This window comes from Streptomyces sp. NPDC005799, from assembly GCF_040630525.1.
GTDB classification, from domain to species: Bacteria; Actinomycetota; Actinomycetes; order Streptomycetales; family Streptomycetaceae; genus Streptomyces; species Streptomyces griseorubiginosus_B.
The window spans coordinates 131,299-147,985 of record NZ_JBEXXQ010000017.1; the positions used below are offsets into that span (position 1 = coordinate 131,299).

Genomic DNA, 16,687 nt, shown 5'->3' on the forward strand with positions numbered 1-16,687 from the left:
ACACCGCCAGTGGTCACTGGCAAGGTTTGCGCTGATCAGGGCGTTGGGCTGGCACGGCGGGCGAGGGTTCGGCCTTTTCCGGTTCAGCCCTTTCCGATCCGCAGGCGCTCCCGCGCTCCCTTGAAGACGGCGGTGCCCCGCTTCTCGTCCGGGGTGCCCTTGGGCATCTGCACCTGGAGCTGGTACATCCGGTCGTCGGCGGTGCGGACGACGAGCTGGAGCACCCGGACCGGTTTGCGGTCCTGATCGTAGGTGACGTCGGAGAGGGCGGCCTGGTCGCCGTGGAAGGTGGTGGCGGTGTACTGGCCCGCGGTGCGCTGGTGCCCCTCCATGCCGTTCATGGTCTTCCTCGCCTCGGTCATCGGGGCGGCGGGGGCCTTCTTCCACTCGGAGAGGCGGACCGCGACGGTTTCGACGGCGCCGTCGGTGTAGACGCTCAACCGGGCGGAGTCGGCCTCGTCCGTCCAGTAGATCCGCCGGTACCGCTCGGGCAGATAGAGGACGGCGTCCATGTCGGTCTCCCGGTGGGCGGTCCAGGCCGCCGCACTGGGCGTCGCGCGGGCCGGTGTCTCGGTGAGGCTGGCGGTGTGCTCGGAGACGCCCGCGTCCTCACCCGATCCGGCGAAGTACGAGGTGCCCCACCAGATCCCGCCGACGAGGAGCGCGGCGACCGCGGCGAGCGGGACGGGACGGACGCGGAGGGCGCGCTTCGGGGCGCGCGGGACGCTCGCGGTGTCCGGCTCTTCCGCGCCGCCGGACGCGCTCACCGTCCGGGGCGTCGGCCCGGCGGACGGTTCGGCATCCGCATCCGCGTCCGCGTCGGGCCCCGGTTCCGGCGGCTTCGCCCCCAGCCGTACGGTCCCCAGGTCGTCCGCGATCCCCCGCAGCCGCCCGGCGTCCTGAGCCTCCGTCACCCGTACCTCGGCCCGCGGCACCGGCCGCCCCTCCGCCACCGCCTCCAGCACCGCCCCGGCCTCCTCCGGGCCGGGCCGTTGCTCGGGGTCCTTCACCAGGAGCCGGGCGATCAACGGGCCCAGCGGGCCGGCCCGGCGCGGCTCGGGCGGATCGGCGGTGATGACGGCGGCCAGCGTCGACTCCACCGCCGTACGCCTGAAGGGGGACACGCCCTCGACGGCCGCGTACAGCAGCACGCCCAGTGACCACAGGTCGGAGGACGGCCCGGCGCCGCGCCCAGCCATCCGCTCCGGCGCGACGAACTCCAGTGAGCCGACGAACTCCCCGCTGACGGTGAGGGATTCCTCGCCCTGGACATGAGCGATGCCGAAGTCGGTGAGGACGACCCGGCCCTGGGGACCGAGCAGGACGTTCGCGGGCTTCACGTCCCGGTGGACGATCCCGACGGAGTGCGCGGCGCGCAGCGCGCCGAGGACGGCGCGGCCGATCCGGGCGGCCTCGACGGCGTCGACCGGGCCGCGCCGGAGCACCTCGTGCAGGGACTCCCCGCGCACCAACTCCATGACGATGAAGGGCAGTCCGTCCTCGTCGACCACGACGTCGAGAATGGAGACGGCGGACGGATGGTCGACGCGGGCGGCGGCGCGGGCCTCGCGGTAGAGGCGGTGGGCGGCCCGCTGGTGCTGCTCGTCCTCCGGGTCGCCCGGCAGCCGCGGCTCCTTCACGGCGACGTCCCGGTCCACGAGTTCGTCGTGCGCCTCCCACACGGTGCCCATGCCGCCCGAGCCGATGCGCCGGGTCAGCCGGTAGCGCCCGCCAAGTACCCGGCCCACGCGCGTCTGTTCGCCGCCTGCACTCATGCCCCATGAGTACCGTGCGCGGCGGCGACTTGTCGACGCGGGTCCGGGTCACGGTGTCCAGGGCGCGAAGACGAGGGCCTCGCCACGGCGTCGTACCTCCGCGATCCCCGAGCCGCCGAAGTGTGCCGGGATCACCAACTCGCCCTGATCGGCGGCCCGTTCGAGCACCCGGCGACGACTGGCGGCGGCGCCCTCGGGGTCCAGGCAGAGGCGGCTGCTGCACTCGGGGTGCGGGATCTGGACGGGGTTGTGCAGCAGGTCACCGACGAACGCGGCCCGTTCACCGCGGGAGGCGACCCGCAGGACGGACGAGCCCGGGGTGTGGCCGGGCGCGGACTCCAGGGTCAGATGTTCGTCGACGCGGTGCTCACCGTCCCAGAGCACGGCCTGCCCGGACCGGTGGACCGGCGCGATGCTGTCCTCGTAGGTCAGCCGGTCGTCGGGGCGCACCGGGCCGCCGTACGCGCCCTCGGGCCCGAAGTGACGGTCGTCGGCGGCGGGCAGCAGATAGGTGGCGTTGGGGAAGGTGGGCGTCCAAGTGCCGTCCACGTCATGGGTGTTCCAGCCGACGTGGTCGCCGTGGATGTGGGTGTTGACGACGAGGTCGACGTCCTCGGGCCGCACCCCGGCCTGCTCGAGGCGCTTCGGCAGTCCGACGCCCTGCCGTTGGTGGAAGAGCGGGTTGCTCGGCCGCTCCCGCCCGTGCCCGATCCCCGTGTCCACCAGCACGGTCCGCCCGCCGCTGCGCAGCACCCAGGTCTGCACCGCCGCCACGGCCCGGTCGCTCTCCGGCTCCCAGTGGTCCGGGACCAGCACCTCCCGGTTCTCCCGCCACACCTCGGGGCCCACGCCCGGGATCAGCTCCCGGGCCGGAGCGAAGGGCGCCTCCCACTCGACGACCCGGACGACCTCGACGTCCCCGATCACGAAACGCTGTGCGATGTCTTCAGTCATGTCATCGACGGTAGGCGGCATGAATGAGCATTCCAATGCCTGTCTGGCTCCATCGAATACGCGTATGTCTCACTGGCGATCCGACCGGCCTACACTCGATCCATGGACGTGGTGAGCGACGCGATCTCCGCCGTGCGGATCGGACAGCCCTCCTCGAACCGGCTGCGGGTGGGCGGCAGCTGGTGCACGCGGCTCGCGCCGTACGAGGGGGCGGGGTTCCATGTGGTCCTCGCGGGCGGTTGCTGGCTGCGGCCCGACGGAGACGGCGAGCCGGTGACCCTGGGCGCCGGGGACGTCGTACTGCTGCCGCGCGGGGCCGGGCATGTGCTGGCGGACTCCCCGGGGGACACGGCGGGGGCGGTGCCCTTCGAGGAGATACGGACGCCGCCGCGCGGGCCGGACGGGCGTGCGGTGGAGCTGCTGTGCGGGAAGTACCGTCTGGACCACAGCCGGGTGCACCCTCTGCTGGCGGAGCTGCCCGATGTCGTCCATCTACCCAACCGGGTCGGCGCGCACCCCGAACTCCGTTCCGCCGTCGACCTGTTGGCCCGTGAGCTGGACGAGCGGCGCCCGGGAGCCTGTCTCGCCCTGCCGAGCCTGCTCGACCTGCTGCTGGTCTACATGGTCCGGGCGTGGATGACCGAGGCCTCCGCGGGGGTGTGGCCGGCGGTGCTGAGCGACCCGGTCACCACCGCGGCCCTGCGCGCCCTGCACTCCGATCCGGCGGCCCCCTGGACCAACGACCGGCTGGCGGCGGAGGCCGGCGTGTCCAGGGCGACCCTGGCCCGCCGCTTCACCGCGCTCGTGGGGCGCCCTCCGATGGCGTACCTGACCTGGTGGCGGCTGACCCTGGCGGCGACCCGGCTGCGGGACACCGACGCTCCCCTGGCGGCGGTGGCGCGGGAGGCCGGGTACGGCACGCCGTACGCCCTGTCGCACGCCTTCAGCCGGGAGTTCGGGGTGACCCCGGGGCGGTTCCGCGCCGCCCGGTCCCAGGGCCAGGCGGGTCAGCCCCCGGGCCGTGCCACGAACGTGTCCACCGCCACGTCGAAGTACTCCTTGGCCTCCCGCACCTTGCCGACCGGCGCCGACACCCAGACGTCGTACATCCGCCCGCCCTCGTCCCAGCACAGGTCGTAGGTGTGCCGGGGGCCCTCCGCCGTGCTGAAGCCGTTCCAGGTGAACTGCCACAGGGCGGCGGGGTGGCCGTCGTGCTCGGTCGACGTGACCTGCCCGTCGTGGTAACCCGGATTGGTGTCGGACCCCTTGGCCGCCGAGCGCTTCATCACCGCGAGCGGACCGTCCGCATCCGGGTCGGCGACCTTGATGCCGAGACGGAAGGTCTCCCCCGGCGACAGGTAGAAGACCCGCTCCCCCTGCGGCGAACGCGTGAAGCCCTCCGGCACGGCGAGCGAGAAGCCGCCCGGATCGTCGGCGACGCGGTAGCCGGAGGGCGCGGAGGGACTGGTCGCGGCGGAGCTGGGGCTGGAACGGGCCGTGGGACGGGAACCGGGACCGGCGCCGGCGCTCGACGTACTCGGTGACGGCGAAGGCGAGGCGCTCACCGACGTCCTCGGCCCCGAACCGGCGGGCGTACGGCCCGCTCCGTCGTCCCGGTTCATCAGCAGCGCGGCCGCCGACACCCCCGCCCCCGCCATCGCGGCGACCAGCAGCGCGGCCACCAGCACGCCCCGGGTGGAACGCCGGGTCTCCACCGTGGGCGGCGACGGGGGCGCGGGGGCGGGTGGCGGCGGGCGGGGCACGTTCCGCTGGGTGGGCGTGTAGAGGGACGGCTGCGGGGTGCGGCCGAGGTCGCGGAAGGCACGCAGCATGTGTTCGGCCTGTGCGGCGCCGAGCCTGCGCTCCGGGTCGCGCTCCAACAGGCCCCGTACGACGGGCAGGAGCGGCTCCGCCTGCGCGGGCGGGCGGATCTCGTCGAAGACGACGGCGTGCAGGATGCCCCCCAACGAGTCCCGGCGGAACGGGGATTCACCGCTGAGCACCGTGCACAGCAGCGCGCCCAGCGACCACAGGTCGGACTCCGGGCCGGTCCTCGCCCCGGACATCCGCTCCGGAGCCGTGTACTCGGGCGAGCCGACGAAGGAACCGGTCTCGGTGAGGGTGGTGGCGCCCGCGACCTGCGCGATGCCGAAGTCGGTGAGCACGACCCGGTCGGAGCCGGCCTCCATCAGCACGTTGGCGGGTTTGATGTCCCGGTGCAGCACACCGGCGGCGTGCGCGGTACGCAGCGCGCTCAGCAGGCCGATGCCGATCCGCGCGGCCTCGTCGGCGTCGACCGGGCCGCGCGCGGAGATCCGGTCGGCGAGCGAGCCGCCGTCGATCAACTCCATGACAATGTACGGGCGTTCGTCGTCCTCGACCACGTCGTGCACGACGATGATGTGCGGGTGCCGCAGCTGGGCCACCGCCCGCGCCTCGCGCAGGGTGCGGTCGCGCCGTTGCCGGGCCTCCTCGTCGGAGAGCGTGTCGTCGAAGGGGAGTTCCTTGACCGCCACCTGCCGGCCGAGCAGCTCGTCGGTCGCCCGCCACACCACGCCCATGCCGCCGCGTCCGAGCCGCGTCTCCAGCCGATACCGGCCCGCGACGACACGGACGCCTTCCCCCTCGGTCCCCATGGGCCCCATCATGCCCCACCGGAGGAACCGGCTCCGGGACACCGACCGGCCAAGCACCGGCGAGTTGATTTTCGGCCACAACATGTGGCGCGCGGCACCCAAAGCACGTCAAACCACCAAGGGATATGCATCATTCAGTGCAAAATGGGTGGCCGGAACCATGCTGTCATGTGCATCACGGGAACCCTTACCTTTCCCGTATGGGAAACACGTTGAAGCGCCTTTCCGTCACAGGCATCGCGGCGGTGGCCATTTTCGCCATGACCACGGTGACCAACGCCAGCGCCGCCAGTGGCGGAGCCGCGTGCTCGGTGACAGGCGCCACGGGGAGTCTTTCGTTCACCAACTGGTCAGCGCACCATGTGGACATCAGCGGCTGGGTCAAGGACACCGCTGCCGACGGTCACCACGTGGCCATCCGATTCGTGTCCATAGACGACAGCACCGGATGGGTCACGGAGTGGCCCTGGCATTCCGAATACGACGGTAACGGAGCGACCGCCACCGTCAACACCTACGCGTCGCCCTCCGGTGATGCCCTGGACTACATCGGCGCGCAGGTGGCGGTCATCGAAGGAAGCACGATAGTCCGTTCGTGCACGGACTACGCCTGAGCGGATGCGCAATCGCCGTCCGTCACTGCTGTTCCACCCGGCTCAGCGCTCCTGGAAGCCCCGCAGGATCGAGTCGAACTGCTTCTCGGTGGTGGACCAGTCGTCGGCCGGCGATGCCGCGTAGATCGCGTACTCGGTGCCGTCGCTCTCCATGTACGCGACGTCGATCGCGCGATAGGGACCCGGGAAGTAGTGCGGCGGGTCCTTGGCCAGGGCGTTCCAGGTGTATTCCCAGCGAACGCCCGGCTGGTCGCGGAAAAGCTCCTCCTTGAGGCTCAGCCGCTTGTAGTCCCGCAGTCTCTGTGAGACCCGCTTGTCCAAGTCGCTCATGTGCTCGTACGAGGTGCTGAAGTCCGGCGCGGTGTCGACAGCGACCCGCACCAGGTGCTTGCCCTTGTCGGGCGAGTAGTCGACCTGCCGGAGGCCGTCCTGGTCGATGGAGACGGACCGCTTCCACCCCTTGGGCAGGGAGATGCTGAAGCCCACCGGGTCGCGGCGCCGCTCCCAGCCGGCGGGAACCGTTCCCTGGCCGCCCCCTTGGCCGGGCGTGGCACTGGCACTGGCACCCGGAGTGGACGATGCGGAGGGGGAGCCGCCGGAGCTGCTCGTGCCGAACTGCTGCAGCGCCACGGCCGTACCGCCACCGACGATGGCCGCCACCACGACGGCGAGCACGAAGGTGCGCAGGCGCCCGCGCTTCGGCGGGGCGGCGGGAGCGGGGCTCCTCCGGGTCGGCCCGCCCACGACGGGCCCGACCGCGGCGGGTCCGGCCATCGGCGGATACGGCGTCGCGGACCCGGTCTGCGGACCCGTACCGGTGTTGTAGGGTCCCGTACCCGTGCCGGCCTGGGTCCCATAGTGGTTGCCCACATGTTGCGTTGGCACATACGCCTGCGCCGCGTTCGACCGGCGTCCCTCCGCCGCCTCCGCGAGCATCTGCTCCGCCTCGGCCGCACCGGGCCGGACGGCCGGGTCCTTGTGCAGCAGGGCCGCCATGACCGGCCCGAGCGGGCCGGCGTACTGCGGCTGCGTGGCCTCCTCCTCGACGACCGCCTGCATCGTGGACAGCGGCGAGGTACGGCGGAACGGTGAGCGGCCCTCCACCGCCGTGTAGAGCGTGGCGCCCAGCGCCCACAGGTCGGAGGCGGGGCCCGGGTCGTGGCCGCGGACCCGCTCGGGGGCGAGGTAGTCGACCGAGCCGACGACCTCGCCGGTGCGGGTGATGGTCGTGTCGCCCTCGATCTGGGCGATGCCGAAGTCGGTGAGCAGCACCCGGCCGTCGTGCCCGATCAGCACGTTGCCGGGTTTGACGTCACGGTGCAGCACGCCGGCGGAGTGCGCGGCGCGCAGCGCGCGCAGCACCCACAGCCCGATCCGCGCGGCCTCGGCGGGCTCGACGCGCCCGCGCTCCTTGACCGCGTCGGCCAGCGAGTAGCCCTCGACGAGCTCCATCACGATCCACGGTCGCCCGTCGTGCTCCAGCACGTCGTGCACGGTGACGACCGCGGAATGGTTGATCCGCGCCGCGGCACGCGCCTCCGCGCGGGTACGCGCGAGCAACCGCTCCCGGTCGCCCTCGGAGACGTAGAGCGCGGCGGTCAACTCCTTGATCGCGACGGCCCGGTGCAGCACCTCGTCGTGTGCCCGCCACACGCGGCCCATGCCGCCGCTGCCGATGGAGTCGGCGAGCCGGTAGCGGCCCGCGACAAGCTGGCCCTGCATCTGATTCACGTTGCCCCGCAATGGTCTTGACAGGGTCAGACTAAGGACCGGCCCGCTCGCAGGGAACCACGGGGGTGCCAAGGTGACACCACTGTGACGGTTGTCGCTTCGGCCGCGAGAAGTGAACCTCAGGGCGTCGGCACGTTACGACGCCGTGGATCACGGAGAGTGACTCACTTGGTGTACGCGTAGGTGGAGTACGCCTGCTCGTACAGCTTGGTCACCTCGTCGCGCTGGGACTCCGGGCCGCGCACCTGCACGACGTGGTAGCGCCCGTCGATCAGGATCGCGAGATTGCGGACGTACAGATCGTGCCCGCTGCCGTCGGTCCAGGTGAACTGCCCCTCGGCCATGACCCGCGTGCCCACGGTGATGGTTCTCAGCCCGGTCGCGGTGGCCCAGCTCGAACTGCGGTAGGGCTGCAACTCGTGCTCCTCGTCGCGCTGGTACGCCATCGGATCACTGCCGTACGTCACCGCGCCGTCCCGCCCCGGCACGACGATCAGCTGGAAGTCGCCCTTGGAGTAGACGACCTGGTTCCAGGCGTTCTTGTCCGCCCGGCTCCACCCCTTGGCCACGGCGACCTGGAACCCCTCGGGGTCCTTGCGCACGGTGAACCCGGCGGCGACGTCGGGGTCGGTGGTCTGGGTTCCGGTGGCCCCGGCGGAGGTCGAGGGACTCTTCTCGGGCGTGGGCGAGGACTTGGGGGACGGGGACTGACCGCCGGTGCTCTTTCCGGACGGCTGCGGCGCGGGACTGACGTCCCCGGCCGCTCCGGTCCGCTGTCCGCCCGCGGCACCGTCGTCGCCGGCCCTGGGCATGAACAGCACGGCGTAGGCGACCGCGCCCGCGAGCAACAGCAGTATCAACAGCAGCAGTGTCCTGCCGAGCCGACGGGGGGACTGCGCCTGCTCCTTGGCCCGCTTGTGCCGGCCGTGCGGGGAGGTCGCGGGCAGCCCCGCGCGTCGCCTGCGCACCAGTTCGCCGCGCCGCCGGATGATCGGCAGCCGGTTCGGGTCGGCGGGCGGCGCGGGGACGACATGCGTACCGGCGTCCGGTTCGGGAGCCGACCGCACCAGCGAACGCAGCCAGCCCCTGAGTTCCTCGAACTCCAGCCGCTCGGTCGGGTCCTGTCGCAGCAACGACTCCACGACCGGCCTCAGCGGCCCGCACTCCTCGGCGAAGGCGGGCGGCTCGGCACAGACCATCTGCACCAGCTCGGCCGTCGACTCCTCGGGGTAGGGCGCGTGTCCCTGTACGGCCCTGAAGAGCAGCGCTCCGAGCGCCCACAGGTCGGTCGCCGGCCCGATGGGCGCCGCCAGTTGCCAGTTCTCGTGCACGGGCCCGGCCTGCTCCGGCGCCCACCGTTCGGTGACGGGCCCCACGACGGCCATCCGAGCCTGCCGCGCCCGCTCCGCCTCGAGAGCCGTGGTGGGCCCACGGGACGGCACGGGAGTCTTGGCCAGCAAGTCGTCCCAGTGGGCGGGCGGTCGGGGAGCACCGGTGTCCGACCGCGGGAGGCCGGGGGCGGAGGGGCGGGGGGTGCCGTGGTCCGGCGTCGGGATGCCCGGTGCCTGAGGGCGAGGTACCGAGGGGCGGGACTCGCCGAACCCCGACGCCGGGAGGCCGGTCGCGGGGGCCGCGCCCAGGTCGTTGGCCGAGGTGCCGGGCGCGCCGAAGAGGTCACCGGTGCCGGGACCCCCGCTGTGGGCGCCGTTGTCCGCATACGTGCCGCGGCCGTTGTCGCCCCCGGAGGGCGACACCGCCGGACCGTCCTGCCCCAGGGTGCCGTTGCCCGGCCCCCCGGGCACCGGTGTTGCCCCGGCTCCGGGACGACGGGAGGCGCCATGCCAGGGTGCTCCGCCCACCCCGTACGGGTCGGCTATCTGCCCCGGCGGTACCTGGGGCGCATGCTCGACACCCTCACCCGAGGGGTACGGCTGTGCCGTGCCGTTGGTCTGCGTCGCGGGGTCCGACTCGGGGGCCGGGCGGGCGCCGGGCAGGGCCGTGCGGCCGTTCTGCGCCTCCTGGACGCGGGCCGCGGCGCGGGCGCCCGCCCGGTAGGCGGCGATCGCCCCGGCCCGCGCGGCCCTGATGTCCCCGCCGGTCTCCAGGGCCTTGGGCACCACGGCCCCCGACCCACCGCCCCCGTGGGCGGTGTCCGCCTCGGCACTCGGCAGCCCGCCGGCCGTACGCGCCCTGATCGCGGCACTCCGGGCGGCCACGGGATCGACGTCACCGAGCCCGCCCGGGGAAGGCCGCGCACCCTGTCCGCCGCGTCCCCCGGGACCGGCCTGTCCGCCGAGCACCCCGATAGCCCTCGTACCGCCGGAGGCCTCAACTCCGCCGTATCCTCCGGCGTCTCCCCGGCCGTCAGCCGGTGCGCTGTCCGGCGGGCCGTCGTCGTCCGGGGCCGGTACCGGGTCGTAGCCGCACAGGGCCTCCTCCGCGGCGCCGACCGCGAGGCCCGTCAGCATCACACGGCCGTCGTCGCAGACGAGGACCGTGCGGGCGGTGATGTTCCGGTGCACCCAGCCGTGCGCGTGCAGCACCCGCAGCGCCATCAGGACGTCAGAGGCCACCTCGGCCGCCCGGTACGGGGGGAGCGGCTGCTCGGCGAGCAGCGCCGCCAGCGGCCGCGCGGCCACCAACTCGCTGACGATCCACAGCGACCCGCCCTCGGCGAACACGTCGAAGACCTGGTCGAGCCGAGGATGATCGGGTATGCGCGCCGCCGCCTGGGCCGCCTCGACCGCCCGCCGCACCGCGGGGTCCGTCGGCCTGCGGACGCCACCGCGCGCCGACGGGCGCCGGCTCCCCCGGTCCCAGGGGTCACGCGCCGTGAACCCGTCCGGCAGCCCCTCCGCGTCGAGCACCTCCGCCTCGACGACCTCCGGCAACGGCACCTGCCGGACCAGGACTTCCTGCCCGCTGTAGGTGTCGAAGGCCCGGGTCTCGGTGAGTTCGTACTCGTCGGACGGCGGCAACGGCAGGCGGTAGCGGTCGGCGAGCACCCGACCCGCATAGTCCTCCACGCTGCCTCCCTCGGCCGCCCGGTCGGTCAATTCCGTTCGCCCTGTGCCCTGTTCCGGACGCATTCCTGGATGCGTACGGTCCGCAGGTCTTCACGATACGTGCCGGAGGCAACCCACAGAGAGGGGATGCCGGATCTGACGCTTCAAACTCGGACCAGTCGCTTTACGACTTCGGTTCGAACGTCTTCGCGAGCGTGTTCCAGGTGTCCTTACGGAGGTCACTGTCCCAGTTCGCGGCTTTCGCCGTGTACATCAGGGCGTACCCGAGATGGCCGTTCACGACGAATCCCCGGTCGATCGTCCGGTACTGCGTCCCGCCCTCCACATAGGTGAACTCCCAGTCGGCCGCGTTCCAGCCGCGGTAGTCCACCTGCTCTATCCGGATCTTCTGGTACTGCGAGCGCACCATGTAGCGCTCCTGGTTCTTCCAGTCCCCCACCGGGTCGCTCTTCGGCGTGGACGTCCAGGCGACGAGCAGCTTCTGCCCGTCCGGCCCGGTGAACCGGTCTCCCGCGGCACTCGTCGACTGGTACTTCCAGCCCTTGGGCAAACCGATCGAGTACCCCTGGCTCCCCGTGTACTTCGACGCCACCGCGCCGTCGCCCCCGGAGGAACCGCCCGCCTGCGCCCCGCTGCCGCCGGACGCGCTCGGGCTGTTGCCCGGAGTGCCGTCCCCGGTCGATGCCCCCGGGGACTTCGTCGAGCCGCCGTCAGCCTTGCCTCCGGCGCCGGTGTCCTCCTTGGTACGAGGGCCGGCGGTCGCGCTCGCGACGGCCTTTCCGCCGCCCTTCTTCGCCCCGTTGTCGGAACTGTCGTCGCCCCCGCCCAGCGTGAGGGCCAGCACGGTCCCGATCACGGCGAGCGCGACGACCACCGCGATGATCACCAGCGTCCGCCGGGGCACCACGTCGGTGATCGGCGCCCTTGGCACGGGCCGCGGCGGCAGATCGGGCGGCGTCATCACCGGCCACCCCGAACTCCGGCCACCGGCCGCCCCGCTCGCTCCCTGCCCCGCGCCCTTCGAACCCCCGGAGGTTCCCCCCGAAGACGCCGAGGAGGCGGAGGGCGCCGAAGAGGCGGAAGAGCCCGCGGACCCCGCAGAGGCAGCAGACCCCGCAGAGGCACTGGAAGCCGAAGCAGCTCCGGAAGCCGCCGACCCGACAGAAGACGACCCTGCGGAAGCGGGCGCGGTAGATGAAGACCCGGCAGAAGAAGCCGACGACTGCGACGGGACGGACGGCGCCGAAGCCGCCTTCCCGCCCGCCGGCGCCGCAGCACCGCGCGAGGCCGGGGGAGTACCCGGGACCCCGGGCGTACCCGGAGCCGCGGGAGGAGCCCCCGGCGGAGGCGGAACCGCGGCCCCCTTCGCCCCCGCTCCGGCGGTCCCGTCGGCCACGGTCCCCCCCGACGCGGCACCTCCGGCGCCCGAACCCTCCGTACCACCGCCCGACTTGCCGCGGGACGTGGCCGCGGAACCGGCCGCAGCCGCCACCGCGGCCTTGCGCATGGAGCGCAGCGCCCCGCGCAGCTTCTCCCCGGCCTCCTCGCCCCGCTTGCTCCCGGAGCCACCCGAACCGCCCTTGCCCGTGGGCCGGTCCGGCTGCGCCGGGATCGGCACGACCTTGGTCGCGTCCGCCGGCGGCTCCGGCTCGGCCCTGCGCTGGGGCGCGTGGATGACGGCGTTGAGCATCGCCCGCGCCCGGGCGTCGTCGAGCCGCTGCGCCGGGTCCTTGGTGAGCAGCCCGTAGATGACGTCCTTCAGCGCACCCGCGTTCTTCGGCTCCTCCAGCGGCTCGGTCATCACCGCGGTCAGGGTCGCGATCGCGGAGCCCTTGTCGTAGGGCGGCACGCCCTCGACCGCCGCGTACAGCAGTCCACCGAGCGACCACAGGTCGGCCGCGGGACCCGGCTTGTGTCCGCGGGCCCGCTCCGGGGAGATGTAGGAGGGCGCGCCGACGAGCATGCCGGTGGAGGTGATGGACGGGTCGCCCTCGACCTGGGCGATGCCGAAGTCGGTGAGCACCACCCGGTCGGTGTCGGACTCCAGCAGCACGTTCGACGGCTTCACGTCGCGATGCAGGATGCCCTCGCGGTGCGCCGAACGCAGCACGTCCAGGATGGCCAGCCCGACCTCGGCGGCCCGCTTGGGCTCCAGCAGGCCGTCCTCCCGGATGACCTCGGCCAGCGACTTGCCCTCGACGAGCTCCATCACGATCCACGGCCGGTCGTCCTCGTCGACCACGTCGAAGACCGTCACCGCGCTGTTGTTGCGGATCCGCGCGATCGCCTTGGCCTCACGCAGCGTCCGTGTGATCAGCCGGCGCTTCTCGTCTTCGTCGATGTTCGACGGGAACCGCAGCTCCTTGACGGCGACCGTCCTGCCCAGGGTCTCGTCCTCGGCCCGCCACACCGTGCCCATGCCGCCCCGGCCGAGCACGTCGTGCAGCCGGTACCGCCCGGCGAGAAGACGCTCGCTCTTGTCCTGACGAGAGTCCTGACGAGTGTCCTGACGAGATGTACCCGCCCGCTCCGCCTCCGACATGCGTCCCCTCATACAACCCGCCCTGACAGAGCCTCCATTGTCCCTCACCCGACAAGTGCCCGACGCCCAGGGTGCCCCTGGCCCGGCGACGGCCCGCGCACACCGGTTCGACGGCGACCGACCTCTCTCAGTCCCCTTACAGGACCATCACAACCATCGCAAAGCAACCTCCTCGCCACCAGACCCGGACCAAGTCCGCGTCTCGCCACCCTGGATGATGGGCAGTGACAAGGGAGGAGCCCGCGATGCCGTCGCTTCGAGCACTGCTGGTCCTCCCCGTGTCCCTGGCGCTGCTCGCCCTGACCCCGGCCGACTCCACCGCGCCCCGGCCGCCGACCACGGACGCGGTCCTCCCGCTGCTGGTCACGCGGGGCGGCGCCCCCGCCGCGGCGCTGCTGGTCCGCGACGGAACCGGCAGCCACTACGCCCGGGCCGGTACCGGCATCGCCCGCGACGACCACTTCCGCGCCGGGAGCATGACGAAGACGTTCATCGCGACGCTCGTCCTGCAACTGGCCGAAGACCACCGGCTGAAGCTGTCCGACACCGTGGAGCGGCACCTGCCCGGTCTGGTGCGCGGGGCAGGCAACGACGGCAGCACGATCACGTTGCGCGCCCTGCTCACCCACACCAGCGGTCTGCACGACTTCACCGCCGACACCAAGGGTCTGGTCCCCCTCTCCCCTCGTCAGGCTCTGCGCATGGCCCTGACCCATCCGCCGGCCCACCCCGGCCGTTTCTCCTACTCGAACACCAACTACGTCCTGCTCGGCATGGTCGTCCGGCAGGTGACCGGCCACTCCTACGCCGCCGAGGCCGAGCGTCGCATCATCGCTCCGCTGGGTCTGACCGGCACCTCCTTCCCTGGCTCCCGCATGTCGCTTCCCTCCCCGCACGGCCGCGCCTACGCCGCCGACGGAACCGACGTCACCGAACTCGACCCGCGGGTGGCCGGGGCCGCGGGCGAGCTGGTGACCACGCTCACCGATCTGGACCGCTTCTACGCGGCCCTGCTCGGCGGGCGTCTGCTGCCCCCGCGCCGGCTGCGCGAGATGCGCGACACCCGCGCCGCACACGGCCTGTACGGCATGGGCCTGTATCCGGAGAAGCTGCCGTGCGGCACCACGGTGTGGGGACACAACGGCCGCATCCTCGGCAGCTACGTGCGCACCGCGGCCACCGTCGACGGCCGTCGCGTCCTCACCTATCGGGTGAACACGACGGCGACCACAGACCCCGACCTCGAACCGGCCCTGCTCGCCGCCGAGTTCTGCCCCCGCACCTCGTAGAACGACCCGGTTCCGAGCGAAGATCCCGGTTCGCGACACTCGTCCGAGTGAACCGAGCGGGGCTCCCGGGGACGGCGGCTGCGGGGTGCCCCAAGAACGGCACCCCGCAGCGGCACAGTGTCCGGCATCCGGCAGCGGCCCCCTACAGCGCCACAGTGTCCGGCGCCCTACAACGGCACGATGTCCGGCGCCCCCAGCCGCGCCGCGTCCGCCGTCAGGTCGTCCGGCTGCCGCTGGGACTCCCGCTCGGCCTCCACCCGCTTCTCGTAGTGCTCGACCTCGCGCTCGATCTGGTCCTTGTCCCAGCCCAGCACCGGCGCCATCAGCTCGGCGGCCTCACGGGCGCTGCGCGTCCCCCGGTCGAAGGTCTCGATGGAGATACGGGTGCGCCGGGTCATGACGTCGTCCAGATGCCGCGCCCCCTCGTGCGAGGCGGCGTACACGATCTCGGCGCGCAGATAGTCGTCGGCCGCCGGCATCGGCTCGCCCAGCGAGGAGTCGGAGGCGATGAGGTCGAGGACCTCCTCGGCCAACGAGCCGTAACGGTTCAGCAGATGCTCCACGCGCACCACGTGCAGACCCGTCCGGGCCGCGATCCGCGCTCGCGCGTTCCACAGCGCCCGGTACCCCTCGGCGCCCAGCAGCGGCACGTCCTCCGTGACGCACTCGGCGACCCGCATGTCGAGCCCGTGCACCGCCTCGTCGACGGCGTCCTTGGCCATGACCCGGTAGGTCGTGTACTTGCCACCCGCCACGACCACCAGCCCCGGCACCGGGTGGGCCACGGTGTGCTCGCGCGACAGCTTGCTGGTGGCGTCGGACTCTCCGGCCAGCAGCGGGCGCAGCCCCGCGTACACGCCCTGGACGTCGTCGCGGGTGAGCGGCACGGCGAGCACCGAGTTCACATGTTCCAGCAGATAGTCGATGTCCGCACTGGAGGCGGCCGGGTGCGCCTTGTCGAGGTCCCAGTCGGTGTCGGTCGTGCCGACGATCCAGTGCCGGCCCCAGGGTATGACGAAGAGGACGGACTTCTCCGTGCGCAGGATCAGGCCCGTCGAGGCGTTGATGCGGTCCTTCGGCACGACCAGGTGGATGCCCTTGGAGGCACGGACGTGGAACTGTCCGCGCTCGCCGACCATGGCCTGGGTGTCGTCGGTCCACACCCCGGTCGCGTTGACGACCTGCTTGGCGTGGATCTCGTACTCGCCGCCCGCCTCGACGTCCTGCACGCGCGCGCCCACGACCCGCTCGCCCTCACGCAGGAAACCCGTCACCCGGGCGCGGTTGGCGCACTTCGCGCCGTATGCGGCCGCCGTGCGCACCAAGGTGGCCACGTACCGCGCGTCGTCCATCTGGGCGTCGTAGTACTGCAGGGCGCCGACCAGTGCGTCCTTCTTCAAGGCGGGCGCGACGCGCAGGGCGTGACGGCGGGTCAGGTGACGGTGGGCCGGCAGACCCCGTCCGTGTCCGCGGGCCATCGACATCGCGTCGTAGAGCGCGACGCCCGAGCCGGCGTACAGCCGCTCCCAGCCCTTGTGCTGCAGCGGGTACAGGAACGGCACCGGCTTCACGAGATGCGGGGCGAGGCGCTCCAGCAGCAGCCCGCGCTCCTTCAGTGCCTCCCGTACGAGGGCGAAGTCCAGCATCTCCAGATAGCGCAGTCCGCCGTGGATCAGCTTGCTGGACCTGCTGGAGGTGCCCGACGCCCAGTCACGCGCCTCGACCAGCCCGGTGGACAGGCCGCGGGTCACGGCGTCGAGGGCGGTGCCCGAACCGACCACACCGCCGCCCACCACCAGCACGTCCAGCTCGCGCTCGGCCATTGCCGCCAGTGACTCGGCCCGCTGCACCGGCCCCAGTATCGCTGTCCTCACCGCTGCCTCCCGCTATCGATAGCGCCGGCCGCACCCGTCGGGCGAAGCCCGTGTCGTACCCCCCATGCCCAAATTCTGACCGTCTTGCCCGACTTCAGCCACCACGGCTCCCCACCCTGTGGACAACTTTCCCGGGACGACCGGAAAACACAGGCGACCAATCCCGCATAACGGTCATATTTACTCCTAGTCTGACATTGCACTCGCCCATCCTGTCCACCGGGCTTGCGCACCTGTCCCGCTTCG

General features: G+C 72.5%; 9 protein-coding genes and 1 pseudogene. 3 read left to right on the forward strand and 7 right to left on the reverse strand.

Annotated features, from left to right (window positions below):
• Positions 1-83 precede the first annotated feature (83 nt).
• Entirely contained in the window at positions 84-1,775 is a 1,692-nt protein-coding gene (locus tag ABZ453_RS18865; protein ID WP_359016072.1) for a serine/threonine-protein kinase, read from the reverse strand.
• A gap of 48 nt (positions 1,776-1,823) precedes the next feature.
• Complete coding sequence (locus ABZ453_RS18870) at positions 1,824-2,729, reverse strand: MBL fold metallo-hydrolase (protein ID WP_359016073.1); 906 nt, start codon at positions 2,727-2,729, stop codon at positions 1,824-1,826.
• A gap of 102 nt (positions 2,730-2,831) precedes the next feature.
• On the opposite strand from ABZ453_RS18870, the pseudogene ABZ453_RS18875 reads away from it, so the two are divergent.
• Positions 2,832-3,710 (forward strand): annotated as a pseudogene (locus ABZ453_RS18875) (AraC family transcriptional regulator); the annotation flags it as partial.
• A gap of 26 nt (positions 3,711-3,736) precedes the next feature.
• Here ABZ453_RS18875 and ABZ453_RS18880 read toward each other — a convergent pair.
• The gene (locus tag ABZ453_RS18880) at positions 3,737-5,365 is read right to left on the reverse strand and encodes a serine/threonine-protein kinase (protein ID WP_359016074.1); all 1,629 of its coding nucleotides are present in this window, start codon (positions 5,363-5,365) and stop codon (positions 3,737-3,739) included.
• 200 nt (positions 5,366-5,565) lie between these two features.
• On the opposite strand from ABZ453_RS18880, the gene ABZ453_RS18885 reads away from it, so the two are divergent.
• Positions 5,566-5,979 carry a hypothetical protein gene (locus ABZ453_RS18885; RefSeq protein WP_359016075.1) on the forward strand — a complete coding sequence of 138 codons (414 nt, stop codon included), beginning with the start codon at positions 5,566-5,568 and terminating at the stop codon, positions 5,977-5,979.
• Positions 5,980-6,021: 42 nt separating this feature from the next.
• On the opposite strand, the gene ABZ453_RS18890 is transcribed toward ABZ453_RS18885, so the two are convergent.
• The 3 genes from ABZ453_RS18890 to ABZ453_RS18900 all read right to left on the reverse strand — a co-directional run bounded on the left by ABZ453_RS18890 (position 6,022) and on the right by ABZ453_RS18900 (position 13,278).
• Complete coding sequence (locus ABZ453_RS18890; RefSeq protein ID WP_359016076.1) at positions 6,022-7,701, reverse strand: serine/threonine-protein kinase; 1,680 nt, start codon at positions 7,699-7,701, stop codon at positions 6,022-6,024.
• A 173-nt stretch (positions 7,702-7,874) separates the two neighbouring features.
• Positions 7,875-10,736, reverse strand: coding sequence for a protein kinase (locus ABZ453_RS18895; protein WP_359016077.1), 2,862 nt, complete (start codon positions 10,734-10,736; stop codon positions 7,875-7,877).
• Positions 10,737-10,899: 163 nt separating this feature from the next.
• Positions 10,900-13,278 (reverse strand): serine/threonine-protein kinase, encoded by a 2,379-nt coding sequence (locus ABZ453_RS18900; protein ID WP_359016078.1) that lies wholly within the window; start codon positions 13,276-13,278, stop codon positions 10,900-10,902.
• Positions 13,279-13,523: 245 nt separating this feature from the next.
• On the opposite strand from ABZ453_RS18900, the gene ABZ453_RS18905 reads away from it, so the two are divergent.
• On the forward strand, positions 13,524-14,567 hold the full coding sequence (locus ABZ453_RS18905; RefSeq protein ID WP_359016079.1) for a serine hydrolase domain-containing protein: 1,044 nt from the start codon (positions 13,524-13,526) through the stop codon (positions 14,565-14,567).
• A 167-nt stretch (positions 14,568-14,734) separates the two neighbouring features.
• Here ABZ453_RS18905 and ABZ453_RS18910 read toward each other — a convergent pair whose 3' ends face one another.
• Positions 14,735-16,441 carry a glycerol-3-phosphate dehydrogenase/oxidase gene (locus ABZ453_RS18910; protein ID WP_359016080.1) on the reverse strand — a complete coding sequence of 569 codons (1,707 nt, stop codon included), beginning with the start codon at positions 16,439-16,441 and terminating at the stop codon, positions 14,735-14,737.
• Between the last annotated feature and the right edge of the window lie 246 nt (positions 16,442-16,687).

Excerpts from the sequence above, each read along its gene's own strand:
- ABZ453_RS18865 (WP_359016072.1), bottom strand. The coding sequence starts at position 1,775 with ATGAGTGCAGGCGGCGAACAGACGCGCGTGGGCCGGGTACTTGGCGGG.
- ABZ453_RS18870 (WP_359016073.1), bottom strand. The coding sequence starts at position 2,729 with ATGACTGAAGACATCGCACAGCGTTTCGTGATCGGGGACGTCGAGGTC.
- ABZ453_RS18880 (WP_359016074.1), bottom strand. The coding sequence starts at position 5,365 with ATGGGGACCGAGGGGGAAGGCGTCCGTGTCGTCGCGGGCCGGTATCGG.
- ABZ453_RS18885 (WP_359016075.1), top strand. The coding sequence starts at position 5,566 with ATGGGAAACACGTTGAAGCGCCTTTCCGTCACAGGCATCGCGGCGGTG.
- ABZ453_RS18890 (WP_359016076.1), bottom strand. The coding sequence starts at position 7,701 with ATGCAGGGCCAGCTTGTCGCGGGCCGCTACCGGCTCGCCGACTCCATC.
- ABZ453_RS18900 (WP_359016078.1), bottom strand. The coding sequence starts at position 13,278 with ATGTCGGAGGCGGAGCGGGCGGGTACATCTCGTCAGGACACTCGTCAG.
- ABZ453_RS18905 (WP_359016079.1), top strand. The coding sequence starts at position 13,524 with ATGCCGTCGCTTCGAGCACTGCTGGTCCTCCCCGTGTCCCTGGCGCTG.